16 protein-coding genes are annotated in these 14,224 nt (G+C 43.8%); 14 read left to right on the forward strand and 2 right to left on the reverse strand.

Annotated features, from left to right (window positions below; all coding sequences use genetic code 11):
- Positions 1 to 226: 226 nt before the first annotated feature.
- From MJ612_RS07730 to MJ612_RS07745, 4 genes are all read left to right on the forward strand, one after another.
- Positions 227 to 568, forward strand: coding sequence for a zinc ribbon domain-containing protein YjdM (locus tag MJ612_RS07730; RefSeq protein WP_187032927.1), 342 nt, complete (start codon positions 227 to 229; stop codon positions 566 to 568).
- A gap of 197 nt (positions 569 to 765) precedes the next feature.
- Positions 766 to 1,488, forward strand: a complete 723-nt coding sequence (locus tag MJ612_RS07735; RefSeq protein ID WP_187032928.1) for a VIT1/CCC1 transporter family protein — start codon at positions 766 to 768, stop codon at positions 1,486 to 1,488.
- Between the two features lie 389 nt (positions 1,489 to 1,877).
- Positions 1,878 to 2,405, forward strand: coding sequence for a YsnF/AvaK domain-containing protein (locus MJ612_RS07740; RefSeq protein ID WP_187032929.1), 528 nt, complete (start codon positions 1,878 to 1,880; stop codon positions 2,403 to 2,405).
- Positions 2,406 to 2,469: 64 nt separating this feature from the next.
- Complete coding sequence (locus MJ612_RS07745) at positions 2,470 to 3,327, forward strand: YsnF/AvaK domain-containing protein (protein ID WP_187032930.1); 858 nt, start codon at positions 2,470 to 2,472, stop codon at positions 3,325 to 3,327.
- 65 nt (positions 3,328 to 3,392) lie between these two features.
- Here MJ612_RS07745 and MJ612_RS07750 read toward each other — a convergent pair whose 3' ends face one another.
- Complete coding sequence (locus MJ612_RS07750) at positions 3,393 to 5,069, reverse strand: ABC transporter substrate-binding protein (RefSeq protein ID WP_187032931.1); 1,677 nt, start codon at positions 5,067 to 5,069, stop codon at positions 3,393 to 3,395.
- A gap of 81 nt (positions 5,070 to 5,150) precedes the next feature.
- Between MJ612_RS07750 and MJ612_RS07755 the strand changes: the two genes are divergently transcribed.
- The 8 genes from MJ612_RS07755 (at position 5,151) to MJ612_RS07790 (ending at position 12,044) form a co-directional block, all read left to right on the forward strand.
- On the forward strand, positions 5,151 to 5,831 hold the full coding sequence (locus MJ612_RS07755) for a metal-dependent hydrolase (protein WP_187032932.1): 681 nt from the start codon (positions 5,151 to 5,153) through the stop codon (positions 5,829 to 5,831).
- 7 nt (positions 5,832 to 5,838) lie between these two features.
- On the forward strand, positions 5,839 to 6,621 hold the full coding sequence (locus MJ612_RS07760) for a ParA family protein (protein WP_187032933.1): 783 nt from the start codon (positions 5,839 to 5,841) through the stop codon (positions 6,619 to 6,621).
- A gap of 12 nt (positions 6,622 to 6,633) precedes the next feature.
- Entirely contained in the window at positions 6,634 to 7,548 is a 915-nt protein-coding gene (locus tag MJ612_RS07765; protein WP_187032934.1) for a ParB/RepB/Spo0J family partition protein, read from the forward strand.
- 9 nt (positions 7,549 to 7,557) lie between these two features.
- The gene (locus MJ612_RS07770) at positions 7,558 to 8,196 is read left to right on the forward strand and encodes a DUF5683 domain-containing protein (protein WP_187032935.1); all 639 of its coding nucleotides are present in this window, start codon (positions 7,558 to 7,560) and stop codon (positions 8,194 to 8,196) included.
- A complete protein-coding gene (gene dapB / locus MJ612_RS07775) occupies positions 8,193 to 8,906 on the forward strand; it encodes a 4-hydroxy-tetrahydrodipicolinate reductase (RefSeq protein ID WP_187032936.1) in 714 nt (237 codons plus the stop codon). Before MJ612_RS07770 ends, dapB begins: the two co-directional genes overlap by 4 nt.
- Positions 8,907 to 8,922: 16 nt before the next feature.
- On the forward strand, positions 8,923 to 10,029 hold the full coding sequence (lepB, locus tag MJ612_RS07780; protein WP_187032937.1) for a signal peptidase I: 1,107 nt from the start codon (positions 8,923 to 8,925) through the stop codon (positions 10,027 to 10,029).
- A gap of 210 nt (positions 10,030 to 10,239) precedes the next feature.
- A complete protein-coding gene (locus MJ612_RS07785; RefSeq protein WP_187032938.1) occupies positions 10,240 to 11,217 on the forward strand; it encodes a glycosyltransferase family 9 protein in 978 nt (325 codons plus the stop codon).
- Between the two features lie 44 nt (positions 11,218 to 11,261).
- Entirely contained in the window at positions 11,262 to 12,044 is a 783-nt protein-coding gene (locus MJ612_RS07790; protein ID WP_250419092.1) for a LolA-like protein, read from the forward strand.
- A gap of 76 nt (positions 12,045 to 12,120) precedes the next feature.
- On the opposite strand, the gene ung is transcribed toward MJ612_RS07790, so the two are convergent.
- Positions 12,121 to 12,783 (reverse strand): uracil-DNA glycosylase, encoded by a 663-nt coding sequence (ung, locus tag MJ612_RS07795; RefSeq protein ID WP_187032939.1) that lies wholly within the window; start codon positions 12,781 to 12,783, stop codon positions 12,121 to 12,123.
- A 100-nt stretch (positions 12,784 to 12,883) separates the two neighbouring features.
- On the opposite strand from ung, the gene apaG reads away from it, so the two are divergent.
- Both apaG and MJ612_RS07805 read left to right on the forward strand, forming a co-directional pair.
- Positions 12,884 to 13,270, forward strand: coding sequence for a Co2+/Mg2+ efflux protein ApaG (apaG, locus tag MJ612_RS07800; RefSeq protein WP_187032940.1), 387 nt, complete (start codon positions 12,884 to 12,886; stop codon positions 13,268 to 13,270).
- Positions 13,271 to 13,392: 122 nt separating this feature from the next.
- The gene (locus tag MJ612_RS07805; protein ID WP_250419093.1) at positions 13,393 to 14,178 is read left to right on the forward strand and encodes an O-methyltransferase; all 786 of its coding nucleotides are present in this window, start codon (positions 13,393 to 13,395) and stop codon (positions 14,176 to 14,178) included.
- Positions 14,179 to 14,224: the final 46 nt, after the last annotated feature.

The following is a 14,224-nucleotide window of genomic DNA, read 5'->3' on the forward strand; positions in this document are numbered from 1 at the left end:
TTAGTAGGCTGACTCTAGGAATATAAACATTTGAGCAAGAAATTAACTTTGGTGTTGGTAGACGTTTACAGATATAAAGCCCCGACACATTGCCAAAACCATTAGCTACTCCCCCACTTCACCTACATAATTTATCAAATAAGCCTACCTTTGCAAGAGTAATACTTCTGATAGCAAGTATAACTACCAGTATCTAATTAGCTGTAAATTTAAACTGTACAACACGATGTCAGAAGAAATGAAACAATGCCCGAAATGTAATTCGCCTTATGGTTACGCGATGGGTGATGAACTATACGCTTGCCCGGAATGCGGAAATGAGTGGAACCCGAATGAAGTGGAAGAAGAAACCGGTCTGAAAGTAGTAGATGCAAATGGCAATATACTTCAGGATGGGGACTCAGTTGTTGTAATCAAAGACCTGCCGGTAAAAGGTGCTCCAAAACCAGTAAAGGCTGGCACCAAAGTAAAAAACATACGCCTGACAGACGGAGACCATAACATCGACTGTAAAATTGACGGCTTCGGCTCTATGGGGCTTAAATCTGAATTTGTAAGAAAGGCTTAGTAATTCATTAAAGTCTTATAGTTTGCTAACAGCCTGTCACTATTCTGTTCCCAGAAGCTCAGCAGATACTATAGGCTCAGTTTAAAAAACTGAAAGTATAAACTATACTTTCTAACCTGGAACAGCGCTGAACAACCAATGTTCAGCGCTGCTGCTTTACAGAGAGCAAATCGGTATAAGATGCGTATGTAAAAACTATGGCGCACAACGAAGACACTGCTCATAATCTCTTCTCAAAGTTTCAGGAGTACCTGGGTCAGTTCGTATATGGCGGCATCGATGGCTGCGTAACCACCTTTGCAGTTGTTTCAGGGGCTGTGGGCGCCAACCTCGATAGTTCTATCATTATTATACTTGGCTTTGCTAACCTGCTCGCCGATGGCTTTTCTATGTCGGTGGGTGCTTACCTTTCTGCCAAATCGGAGCGCGACAGCTACGACAAACACAAACGAACCGAATACTACGAGATAGAAAAGTATCCAGAAATTGAGGTGCAGGAAGTACGCGACGCTTACCGGGCCAAAGGCTTTGATGGAGAACTGCTGGAACAGGTGGTTGCTGTGATTACCAAAGATAAAGACCGCTGGGCCGATGATATGATGGCCAATGAATTACAACTAATTAAAGATTCTAAATCACCAATGGCTATTGGCCTGGTAACATATACTTCCTTCCTCCTGATCGGGATGATTCCTTTGTCGGTTTATGTCTGGGATTATATTGTTGGTTTTCCGGGGCAGGTATTTCTCTGGGCTTGTGTGCTCACTTTTACTGGTTTTGCCATTATCGGATTTCTTAAAAGCTATGTAACAGGCGTTAATCGTTGGCGCGGCATTCTGGAAACTTTAGCACTTGGCGCGTTGGCAGCAGGCGTCTCGTTTATAGTTGGCGATGTGCTGGAACGCTGGATCAGTAATTAACTTTATACTTCTCCTTTTTTACAATACTTTATCAAGTCATTACCAACTCATCCTATAAAAACACAACTACATAGTTAAACCATGTGACAAAAAATCATCATTTATTATACTTCAGAAAATATATAAGCAGGCACAGAGGCTCCTTCTTTCAGTTACCTGGAAAGAATTTAATTAATATATTTTAAATATTTTTAATGTCTGTGAATGCTTCCTTTACACAGGCTGTTACGCCTTTTCACTAAAATCTACAGCTTTATCTTCCCGCTTTTGTAGCTTCTTCAATTGCTTTTTATATAACCCCTCACCTGTGCTGCCGTAAAACAAACGAGTTATTTAAGAAGATTGCAATCTTAAAAAAAACATATTTAAATATATCATATTATACAAATATGAGCAAACAGTCTAAAAAAGTGCAACTATCCGAATTTGAAGAAAAGCTTCAGGAAAGCAGGTTGCAGGCAGAGAGAGCCGGGACACAGCCTGGTGCTCCTAAAGAGCCTTTCAGGATTGAGCGGGATGATGTAGCTGACAGGGAAGAGAAAGTTATACCAGTGATAGAAGAGCAGGTGCATGTAGAGAAAAGAACAGTAGAATCAGGTAAAGTTCGGATCTCTAAAAATGTGCGTGAAGACGAAGTAATGGTTGATATCCCGGTTGTACACGAAGAAGTGGACGTACAGCGCATACCTGTTGACCAATACGTTGAGCAGGCCCCTCCCGCTGTTCGCTATGAAGGCGATAAAATGATTATTTCAGTGCTGCGTGAAGAGCTTGTATTAGTTAAACGCATAAAGGTGGTAGAAGAACTGCACATAACAAATCGGCGGGTAGAAGACCATAAAACACAACCAATTAACCTGCGCCGTGAAGAAATTAACATAGAACGGTTACGGAATGATGATTTAAACACACCATAAGTATACTGATGAAACACAGCTACCCAACACATTAATCAATTTTTAACACAAACAATTTAAAACTATGGCACAAACAGTGATAGGAATTTTCGAGAAAGGTATAGATGCGCAAACTGCTGTGCAAAAGTTGGAAAGCAACAGAATTCCTTCAGATCATATAGATATTTCAAACCAGAGTTCTGCTTCGCAGGTAAGCGGTACTACTCAAACACACAGTTCAGATAAAGTAAGCAGCTTCTTTGGCTCTTTGTTCGGAAGCGACAAAGATGAAACAAGAAAGTATAGCGATGTGGCTCGTAAAGGCTGGGTTGTAACCGTACACGCAGACTCAAGACAGGAAGCTGAAAAGGCAGCCCAAACACTGGATGCATGTGGCGCAGTGGACGTGGATGAGCGTGCAAACCAGTTCCGTAGTGGAGCGACAGGCACAGCAACCGATACAACTGCACGCACCGGAAACATGAATACAAATCAGGCTATCCCGATTGTGGAAGAGCGCATGAATGTGGGTAAGCGTGAAGTAGAAACAGGTGGCGTAAGAATGCGCAGTCGTATAGTTGAAAGGCCAGTTGAAGAACATTTACGTTTGCGTGAAGAGCATGTAAACGTAGAGCGAAGACCGGTTAATCGACCTGCTACAGAGCGTGACTTCCAGAACTTTAAAGAAGGAAGTATAGAAATGACAGAGCATGCCGAAGTACCTATTGTAAATAAAGAGGCACGTGTGGTAGAAGAAGTTCGACTGAATAAAGAGCAGACACAACGCGAAGAAACTGTACGTGGCACGGTGCGCAAAACGGATGTGGAAGTAGATAAACTGAATCCGAAGAACAGGAACATCAGACCAAAAGATAATCTTCGAAACAATGATCCAAACAGAATGGATCCTAACAGAAACAATCCATCAGGCAGAGGCTTGTAATTAACTATAGTCCAACAAAAAAGCCCGACTGAAGAATCAGCCGGGCTTTTTTTATAAAGTATAAACTAAAGTTTCCGCACCCGCTCCAGTTTGAGCATGTTCATCGGGTTTGGCTCCAGGCCCTGTATGTTGTTCTGGGTCAGGCGCAGCACTTCGTCATAGTATAGAACGATAACCGGGCTCTCTTCCACCACTATCCTATCCATAGCCTGGTACATTTCCCAGCGCTTTTTAACGTCACGCTCTAGTTTTGCCTGCTCGTATAGTTTGTCAAATTGCTTGTTAACAAAGTGCGTCTTGTTCGGGCCAGCCGGTGAGAAATTCTTGCTATAGAACAGCGCCAGGTAATTTTCAGCATCCGGGTAATCGCCCAGCCAAGATTTCATGAAGAATGGTGCTCGGCCATTGTCCACAGTTTCCTGATGCGCCGGCCCCTGGTTAATGTCAATCTCTACCTGTACGCCTAGTTCGGCCCATTTCTTTTGCATGTATTCTGCCAGTTCTTTGTGCTCCGCTACCGTGCTCAGGCGCATTTTAAGTGGATTTTGTGAAGTATAGCCAGCCGCAGTTAGCAGTTCTTTCGCTTTTTGGGGGTTATAACTATAACCCGGCACTTTCTCTTCGCTAAACGATGGCAGCGATGGTGGCACCATTCCCGAGTGGCCCGGTATTCCTATGTTGTTCCGGAAATAGGCTACCATTTCCTTTTTATTGATCGCATAGTTCAGCGCCTGCCTTACACGCTTGTCCTGCACGGCCGGGTTCGGGTCTTTCAGGTTGGTTGGGTCGAGCTGGAAACCAATGTATTCTGTGTTAAGGTAAGGCTCTTTGCGGACAGTAAATTTGCCTTTAAAATCGTCCTGGACGGTTCCGTCGTTGTTCAGAATCAAATCACGGGAACCTTCTCTTACACCCGAAAGGAAATCCAGCTTGCCCTGCATAAAGGTCAGGAACTCCGACTTCCGGTCGGTTATGAAGGATATTTGTACGGCATCCAGGTATGGTAACTGCACTCCTTTTTCGTCTTTCTTCCAGTATTTCGGGTTGCGGTGCATGATGATCGCGTTGCCTTCGTCCCACTGCTTAAACACAAAAGGCCCTGTACCCACCGGGTTTGCTCTGAAGTCTTTGCCATACTTCTCAACAGCTTCCTGCGGAACTATAAAAGCATACGGCATCGTCAAAATCTCCAGGAATGCAATGAAAGGCTCGTTAAGGTAAATCTTAAACGTAGAGTCATTCACAGCCAGAAAAGCGGTATCGGAAATTACACCGTTTTTATCAGAAAGTACCTTGTCGTTAAAGATCCAGGCGCCGGTACTGGCTGTGGCGGGGTCTATGATGCGTTTAAAACTATAAGCTACATCCTGCGCTTTTACTTTACGGCCTTTACCACCTTTAAAAACTTCATGGTCGTGGAAGTATACATCATCCCGAAGTATAAAAGTATAGGTTCTGCCATCCTCCGAAACTTCCCAGCTTTTAGCTATGCCCGGCCCTATTTTCAGTTCCTGGTCCAGCTCTACCAGTCCGTTGTACAATTGCGTTGTAGCCCAGATGTTAGCCTGGTTACGGGCAAAAGCGGGGTCCAGCGACGAGAGCGCCTCTGGCTGATTATACCTGAAAACAGTTTTGTTCGTTCCATTTTTTCCGGCTTCAGTGCAAGACTGGCACAGGAGCAAAACGGTGGATAACAGGGCAAAAACGGTGGATAAATAATGGCGTTTTGTTGTGATTTGCATCCGGTAAAGTGGTCAAAAAAATGTATCTTTGTGCAAGATAAAGATAACTTGCGTAGATAAGTAAGCACTAATCAGTAAATCATGGAAATAACATACTACGGACAGTCTTGCTTTTTAATTAAGATCGGGCAGCACAGCATTTTGTTCGATCCGTTCATTTCGCCTAACGAACTGGCAAAGGATATTGATGTAGACAGCATCAAGGCAGATTACATTCTGTTGTCGCATGGCCACCAGGACCACGTGCACGATGCGGAGCGGATTACCAAAAACAATGGCTCAACTATAGTTTCTACTTTCGAGATTGCTACCTGGTATGGCGAGAAAGGTATTGAAAAGACTCACCCGATGAACGTAGGGGGTAAAGTAACCCTGCCTTTTGGAACGGTAAAAATGGTAACAGCAGTACATTCGAGCTCTTTACCGGATGGTACCTATGCTGGTGTAGCATCTGGTTTTGTGGTAGAAACCGAGGATAAAGCCTTTTATTTTGCAGGAGATACAGCTCTTACCTACGACATGAAGCTGATACCGGAGCAGTTCGACCTGGATTTTGCGTTGCTGCCGATCGGTGATAACTTTACAATGGATATACATGATGCTCTTATCGCTGCCGATTTTGTACAGGTAGATAAGTTCATCGGAATGCATTACGACACATTTCCATATATTGCCATAGACCACGAAGAAGTGAAGGAAGTAGCGCAGATGGCTGGTAAAGAGTTAATTTTGATGGAGATAGGTCAAACTATAAACCTATAAGTATAGAATGGGAAAAATAATAGCGGTTGCCAATCAAAAAGGCGGCGTGGGCAAAACCACCACAGCCATAAACCTGGCGGCAAGCCTGGCAGCCTTAGAATATAAAACATTACTGGTAGACGCTGATCCGCAGGCTAACGCCACATCCGGTCTTGGCTTCGACCCGGCTAGCATTACCTCCAGCATTTACGAGTGCATGGTAGAAGACGTAAAGCCGGAAGAAATCATACTTGCGTCTCCTAACATCGAATTCCTGGATCTGATCCCGTCGCACATCGACTTGGTTGGTGCTGAGGTGGAGATGATCAACCTGGATAACCGTGAAGAGAAGATGCGTGAGGCCCTGAAGCCGCTGCGCGATAAATATGATTTCATTATCATCGACTGTTCTCCTTCGCTGGGTCTGATAACGGTTAACTCGCTTACCGCTGCTGATTCTGTAGTTATACCTGTGCAGTGCGAGTACTTTGCATTGGAAGGTCTCGGTAAGTTGCTGAACACGATCAAGATCATACAGTCGCGCTTGAACACGGAACTGGCCATAGAAGGTATACTTTTAACCATGTATGATGTGCGCCTGCGCCTGAGCAACCAGGTAGTGGAAGAAGTAAAAACACACTTCCAGCAAATGGTTTTTGAGACCATCATCCCAAGAAATGTGAAGTTGAGTGAGTCGCCAAGCTTTGGTTTACCGGCTATACTTCATGACGCTGAGAGTAAGGGTGCGCTTAGCTACCTGAACCTGGCCCGTGAAATTGCCGAGAAAAACAGCGTGGCACTGGAGAAATAACCCTACCCTTACATGTCTGATAACAACAATAAAGCACCTAAACGCACAGGCGGTCTCGGCAGAGGCCTTGGCTCTCTTCTGGAGGGTAACAAGTACACAGGTAAAATTGATTCGAACACCATTAATGAAGTCAATACTATCGCAGATATAGCCATAGACCAGATCCAGACGAACCCATACCAGCCGCGTACCCACTTTGATCAGGGCGCACTGGAAGAATTGGCGGAGTCTATCAGAATACAAGGCATTATTCAGCCTATTACCGTTCGCCAGCTCGACCAGAAAAGCTACCAGCTGATTTCAGGTGAGCGCCGTTACCAGGCTGCTAAAATGGCCGGTCTTACAACTATACCGGCTTACATCCGCAAGGCTGATGACCAGCAGATGCTGGAAATGGCCCTGATCGAGAACATTCAGCGTGAAAACCTGAACGCCATCGAGATTGCCCTCTCCTACCAGCGACTTCTATCAGAGTGTAGCCTGAAGCAGGAAGAGTTGGGCGACCGTGTTGGTAAAAAGCGTACGACTGTAACCAACTACCTGCGCCTGCTTAAACTGCCACCAGATATCCAGATCGCCCTGCGCGACAACGTCATCTCGATGGGCCATGCACGTGCCTTGATCAATATCGATACCGTTGAGAACCAGCTTGAAGTTTTCAAGAAAGTGGTAAATGAAGAGTTGTCGGTGCGTAAGGTAGAAGAACTGGTACGTAACCTGCAGAATGCTAACAAAAAGCCGGATCCACAGCAGAAACTTGTATTTAACAAGTACGAAGAAGAAATAAAACAAGTAGAAACACGTTTGTCTTCTCAGTTTGGCACTAAAATTCAGGTTAAGGCAAACAACGATGGCAAAGGTGAGATCAAGATCCCTTTCATCTCTGTGGAGGAGCTGAACCGTATTTTAGAACTACTTAACTACTAATAAGCTGTAATGAGGCTAACCGTTAGCATTGCTCTACTTATAAGTATACTTGCATTTGCCGCACCCGCCCGGGCGCAGGTAATTACGGCTGGCCCCGATTCTGTTGAAGTTGTTGACACGGATACCATAAATGCGGATGATAACAGCTTCTTCCTGAGCAAATGGAACAGGCCTGCCAAAGCAGCCCTGTTTTCTGCAGTTTTACCAGGTCTTGGCCAAGCTTATAACAAAAGCTACTGGAAAATGCCCATCATTTATGCAACAGGTGGTGTTTTAGCTTACTTCTACATCAGCCATAACAACAATTATCAGGATTACCGGGAAGCACTTCTTATTCGTGTAGATGATGATCCGAACACTGTCGATAAGTTTGCAGACAGCAACATTTATGGGGAAAGCCGCCCGAACGGAACAGCTAACTTAAAACGAGCCCGCGACTTTTACCGCCGCAACCGCGACCTTACCATTCTGTTATCTATCGGGGCATACGGGCTGCAGGTAGCCGAAGCATACGTGCACGCACACATGAAAGAGTTTGACATCAGCGATGAGCTTTCGCTACGTGTTCAGCCAAGTATAATACCAGTTACAGCACACAGAGCTTTCACCCCAGGTGTAAGCTTAACTTTATACACCAAGTCAAAATGAGAATACTATTGATAGGCTATGGCAAGATGGGTAAAACCATTGAGCAGATGGCCTTAGCCAAAGGCCACCAGATTGCTGGCACTATAGACCACACTAACCTCGAGACATTAAGCAACTATACTTCTGATAATGTTGATGTTGCCATTGAGTTCACACACCCAGAAGCCGCTTTCGGAAACATTACTTACTGCCTTAACAACAACATACCAGTAGTAGTTGGCTCAACTGGTTGGCTGGACCGCTACCAGGATGCCGTCGCGCTTTGCGAAGAGAAGAATGGTGCTTTCTTCTATGCATCTAACTTTAGTGTAGGCGTTAATTTGTTTTTCCACTTTAACGAGTATATTGCAGCTAAAATGCAGGCTTACAAGGAGTACAGCGTAGGTATACGTGAGATACATCACCTGCAGAAAGTTGATAAACCAAGCGGTACAGGTATAACTACCGCCGAAGGTATACTTTATCATTATGCCGACCTGAGTGGTTGGGTGGCAGATGAAGAAAAAGAAGGCAAATTGAATATTATTTCGGAGCGTGAACCGGATGTAGTTGGCACACATATAGTTACTTATAGTTCCGAAGTTGATAAGATCGAATTATCGCATGTGGCGCATAGCCGCGCCGGTTTTGCCGAAGGCGCCCTGATGGCAGCTGAATGGCTGAAAGACAGAAAAGGCGTTTACGGCATGAAAGACATGCTGAACCTGTAAAACATAGCTAACCTGCATGAAAGTTAAGTTCTGGGAGAAGAAACCAGTTACCAAAGAGCCTAAAAAGAAGAAAAGCTTCGCCCGCGAATGGGGTGATGCTATACTTTTTGCTGTTGTGGCTGCAAGTTTAATTCGTTGGGCTACTTTTGAAGCCTATACCATCCCTACTCCTTCTATGGAAAAGTCGCTGCTGGTAGGTGACTTCCTGTTTGTGAGCAAGCTGCACTACGGCCCTCGTACCCCAATTACACCTTTGCAGGTACCGCTAACCCACCAGACCATCTGGGGCACTAACATTCCATCTTACTCCGATGCTATTCAGCTGAAGTCGTACCGTTTGCCGGGTTTTTCAGAGGTAAAGCAAGGCGATGTGGTTGTTTTTAACTACCCGCCGGAGGAGCAGCACCCTGCCGACCTGCGCACCAACTATATAAAACGGTGCGTAGCAGTAGCCGGCGATTCTATTGAGGTGCGCAACAAGCAGGTTATCGTAAACGGCAAGCCGATGAACAACCCTGAAAAGTTGCAGTATGCCTACTTTATGGGTACATCAAATGTCCTGAACGAGAACTTCTTTTTATCTCATGAATTGGATCTTACTAGTGTTTATACTTGGGAAGGAGGCTATAGATTTAATGCTACTTCGGAAAAAGCAGCTGAGCTTGCTAAACTGGACTTTGTAAAAGAAGTTACGCTTCTGGAAACGAAAAAAGGCGAAGAAGATACTCAGATCTTCCCGCATGTGCCAAGCAAGTATAAATGGAACCAGGATTTCTTCGGGCCGCTCTATGTACCTAAGGAAGGTGCAACTGTATCGATAACTCCAGAAACACTGCCCCTTTACGAAACTGTTATTCTGAAGTATGAGCACAACGAAAATGCTGAAGTACGCGATGGCAAACTATACCTGGATGGTAAGCAGGTAAACCAGTATACTTTTAAGCAGAACTACTATTTTATGATGGGTGATAACCGCCATAATTCTATGGATTCCCGCTTTTGGGGCTTTGTGCCTGCCGACCATATAGTTGGTAAAGCCGTTATGATCTGGATGTCTACAGACCCATATGGCAGTTTCCTGAATAAAATTCGCTGGAGCAGAATATTTGATATTATCGATTAAGGTATTTGAAACTATAAAAAGAAAGAGCCGGAGTAACATCCGGCTCTTTCTTTTTATAGTTAGATCTTTCCTAAAGTCTTGCCTCTCTGAATAGAACAGAGTTGATCTGATAATTAATTTTAAAACCTTTAGGTGTGGTTTCTGCAATTATATTAAAATTGTATATCTTAAATTTGCTTAAAATTACCCTTAACTAATTAACAACCTCAGTTGAATAAAGAAATAGTAAAGCGTATTGTAGTACTTGCTCCTAACAAACCTTTTTTTGGGGCAAACATTCTGCAACTCCCATTCTTCCAGCACCTTCGACACAATTTCCCCAATGCTGAAATCATCATCTGGTCTCCGGTAAAATCTTCGGCAATGATGCTGAACCAAGGCTTGGCGGATAAGCTCTATATTTATAAAAACTGGAAAGACTACTTTAAGATCATCACTCACTTATGGCGCTATTCACCTGATATTGTTTTTAACCTGCGCTGGTTCTCCGAAGGCCTTAACTTTACCACAGCTATCTCGGGCGCTCGCTTAAGAGCGGGTTTTAAAACAAGCTCTCTGTTTGTGAAGTTCTTTAATCGTACAGTAAAGTACAACGACGACATATATATGAGCCTTCGGTACCTTGAGCTGCTTAAAAATACCGGTGCCGATACTTTCTTTGGGTTTGATGAGATAGCAACTTTAGACAGGTCCTCAGAACTTGCTATACCTTCCGGTAGAACTATATTTTGTCTGATGCCTGCCGGCGGCGAAGGCGAGCACAAGCGCTGGGGAATTGATAACTATTGCGGCCTCGCTAATCTTATACTTCAGCAAGTTCCGGATGCATATTTTTACTTCGTTATAGGCCCCCAGGAAAACGATTACATAGAAGTCATCAAGCAAACATTACCTAATAATACCTATCATATATTGCAGGGTGGAAGCCTGGGCGATATAGTTAAGGTATCTAAAAAATCTAAACTGACAGTTGCCAACGATTGCGGTCCTTCTCACCTTGCCCAGATGAGCGGGGTAAACTATATAGGCGTGTGGGGCTGGAAAGAACAAAACCCCATAAAGCGGATAAATACCTGGACCATGGTAAGGCCAAATGCCGTTCATGTTGTTGCTACGTTAGGCGAAGATATTAAAACCGTTACTCCTGCTGAAGTAATGAAAGTAGCAAAAGGCTTTATCACTGAATAAATCGTCCTTGTAAGTATAGCTAACTGAACTCCAAACCTATAACTATGATAAAAACCATTTTAATGAACAGGGTACTTTTTGTTGCTCTCTGCATTTGTATGTCTATTTTCACCTTATCCTGTACAAACAGTAAACTTCCGAAAGCCACAGCTCCACAAGATGGCGCTGCAGTAGTACGAGCCATGTACAACCGCTGGCAGAACAAGTGGTATCCTAACTTTGCTTTTGAGCAGAAAGCCATTTTCTATAAAGACGGTGCCGTAACTAAAGAGGAAGTATGGCAGGAAATTTACAGCCAGCCAGGTAACCTGCACATCCGTTTCAATGGTTTTGAGAGCGGTAAAGGGGTAATCTTTAAATCAGACTCTGTTTATACTTTCGATAACAACCAGCTAAAGGCTAAGCAACGTACCATTCATCCGCTGGTATTACTCAGTTTTGATGTATACTTCTTCTCCCCTGACACAACTATAGCTAAACTAAAGGAGCTGAATTTTGACCTTAGTAAGCTAACTGAAGCCAAATGGCAGGGACGAGATGCTTACGTAGTTGGCACTACCAGCCCCGATGATAACAGCATCAGCCAGTTCTGGGTCGATAAAGAGCGATTGTACGTGGTAAGGGTTTTAACAAACAACAAAGGTGTAACCCGCGATGTGGAGATGAACAACTATCGCCAAATAGAGAACAATTGGGTGGCAACTGAGATCTTATTCAAAACCGACGGTAAGCTAACACTCAGAGAAGAGTACTTTAATATCTCTTTCCCGAAAACAGTTGATTTAAGTATCTATGACCCTGTAAACTTTACCACTGCACGTTGGTAACGAAGTATAACTAAAGCAAAACAGCCTCTGCAAAGTATAAATGCAGAGGCTGTTTTGTTTATACTTTAAACATAACTTACCAATCTATCGGTTCTTTGCCATGTTCAACTAAATAGGAGTTAGCTTTGCTGAAATGCCGGTTACCAAAAAAGCCACGGTCGGCAGCAAACGGTGATGGATGCGCTGACTGCAACACCAGGTGCTTTTGAGTATCTATAAATGCTCCTTTTTTCTGGGCGTAAGCTCCCCAAAGCATAAACACTACATTTTCCTTTAGGTCGTTTACTTTTTGCACTACGGCATCTGTAAACTCCTCCCAACCCTTTTTCTGATGCGAGCCTGCATTACCGGCCCGTACGGTGAGGGTCGCATTTAACAACAATACCCCCTGCTTTGCCCAGCGCTCCAGGTTACCGGTTGGTGGCAGGTCTTTGCCCAGATCGCTTTTAATTTCCTTAAATATATTGATCAGCGAAGGCGGCGTACGTACCTCATCGCTTACTGAAAAAGCCAGCCCATTTGCCTGGTTTGGCCCGTGGTAAGGGTCCTGACCAAGTATAACCACTTTTACTTCATCAAAAGGGCACATTTTAAAAGCATTGAAGATCTGGCTGCCCGGCGGATAAACTTTTTGGGAATTGTATTCGTCTTTAACAAAAGCTGCAAGGTTTTTAAAATATGGTTTTTCAAACTCATCTTGCAGCACATTTTGCCAGCTTTCTTCTATCTTTACATTCATAAACGATGGATGAAGGGTGTGAATAATACCTGAAACTTAGCCAAGGGTGGCAACACTTTTGCTCCCGGACAGTTTCTAAATATACAATAATCTCTGTAACATGGATACAAAAACGACAGAAGGAGTGAAAGTAACAGTCACGACCAACTACCTTCCAGATTATTCCAGTCCGGTACAGCAGCACTATGTATTTGCTTACAAGATAACGATAGAAAATAACAGCGAGTTTACTGTAAAACTACTCCGCCGCCACTGGTACATACACGATGCCACCGGCACGATGCGCGAAGTAGAAGGCGAGGGTGTTGTAGGCCAGCAGCCAACCCTGGAGCCCGGAGAATCGCATGAATATGTGTCGGGGTGTAACCTGAAAACGGGAGTTGGAAAGATGCTGGGCACTTACCTAATGGAGCGCCTGGTAGACGGGAAACAATTTCATGTATCTATACCTGAATTTACCCTGATCGTGCCTTACAAGCTTAATTAAGGGTTTAATTGCTAGATTATTTGTTGATTGATTAGTTATACTTTATGGTCTCATCCACAATCAGTTAAAATTAACCTGCAGCAGTTTAGCCATTCAATAATTTAAAGATTCAGCTCCACCCAGTGTCTATCACCCAACAAGCCTTGGAGTACCTGCTTTACAGGGTCAGATCATTTAAGCTGCATGGTGTGCATTCCCCTTTCGTGTTTAACCTGTACAACCAGGTTATACTTCACAATGGCGCTTTTTATGCTTATCCGCGGGTAGAAGCCGTTCGGGAGGATCTCCTTTTAGATAACAGAACTATAGAAGTAACTGATTTGGGTGCTGGTTCTAACACTATAAAGTATAAAAATCGAAAGATTTCTGACATTTCCCGCACATCTCTAAAGCCTGCAAAGTATAGTCAGTTACTGTTCCGGCTGGTTAATTATTATCAACCCAAGTATGTATTTGAATTAGGCACCTCGCTGGGAATTACAACTGCTTATTTAGCTGAAGCTGCCCGTAAAGCGCATGTTTATACTTTCGAAGGATGCCCTAACATCGCAAAAGAAGCAAAGAAGAACTTCGATTACCTGCACCTGCGCAACATTACCCAGATTAGCGGCAACCTGGATGAAACGCTTAAGCTGCAGTTAGAACAAATCCCGCAACTCGATTTTGCTTTTTTTGATGGTAACCACCGCTACGAGCCAACCATGTACTACTTTGAACAATGCCTGGCTAAAGCGCATGAAAAAAGTGTGTTCGTGATAGATGATATTTATTGGTCTTCTGAAATGAAGCGTGTCTGGCAGGAAATCAAAAAGCATCCGCAGGTTGGGCAAACTATTGATCTATACTTTGTGGGATTGGTTTTCTTCCGGACCTCTCAGCCTAAAGAGCATTTTACCTTAGCTTTTTAGATATTAGTACTTAGATATTAGTAGTTAGACTCTTTTATGCGCAAAC

The organism is Pontibacter deserti (assembly GCF_023630255.1).
Classification (GTDB): Bacteria; Bacteroidota; Bacteroidia; order Cytophagales; family Hymenobacteraceae; genus Pontibacter; species Pontibacter deserti.

Coding starts and splice junctions, on each gene's coding strand:
- dapB (WP_187032936.1), top strand. CDS start 8,193: ATGAGAATACTATTGATAGGCTATGGCAAGATGGGTAAAACCATTGAG.
- MJ612_RS07750 (WP_187032931.1), bottom strand. CDS start 5,069: ATGCAAATCACAACAAAACGCCATTATTTATCCACCGTTTTTGCCCTG.
- MJ612_RS07755 (WP_187032932.1), top strand. CDS start 5,151: ATGGAAATAACATACTACGGACAGTCTTGCTTTTTAATTAAGATCGGG.
- MJ612_RS07740 (WP_187032929.1), top strand. CDS start 1,878: ATGAGCAAACAGTCTAAAAAAGTGCAACTATCCGAATTTGAAGAAAAG.
- MJ612_RS07730 (WP_187032927.1), top strand. CDS start 227: ATGTCAGAAGAAATGAAACAATGCCCGAAATGTAATTCGCCTTATGGT.
- MJ612_RS07735 (WP_187032928.1), top strand. CDS start 766: ATGGCGCACAACGAAGACACTGCTCATAATCTCTTCTCAAAGTTTCAG.
- MJ612_RS07745 (WP_187032930.1), top strand. CDS start 2,470: ATGGCACAAACAGTGATAGGAATTTTCGAGAAAGGTATAGATGCGCAA.
- ung (WP_187032939.1), bottom strand. CDS start 12,783: ATGAATGTAAAGATAGAAGAAAGCTGGCAAAATGTGCTGCAAGATGAG.
- MJ612_RS07770 (WP_187032935.1), top strand. CDS start 7,558: ATGAGGCTAACCGTTAGCATTGCTCTACTTATAAGTATACTTGCATTT.
- MJ612_RS07765 (WP_187032934.1), top strand. CDS start 6,634: ATGTCTGATAACAACAATAAAGCACCTAAACGCACAGGCGGTCTCGGC.
- MJ612_RS07790 (WP_250419092.1), top strand. CDS start 11,262: ATGATAAAAACCATTTTAATGAACAGGGTACTTTTTGTTGCTCTCTGC.
- MJ612_RS07760 (WP_187032933.1), top strand. CDS start 5,839: ATGGGAAAAATAATAGCGGTTGCCAATCAAAAAGGCGGCGTGGGCAAA.
- apaG (WP_187032940.1), top strand. CDS start 12,884: ATGGATACAAAAACGACAGAAGGAGTGAAAGTAACAGTCACGACCAAC.
- lepB (WP_187032937.1), top strand. CDS start 8,923: ATGAAAGTTAAGTTCTGGGAGAAGAAACCAGTTACCAAAGAGCCTAAA.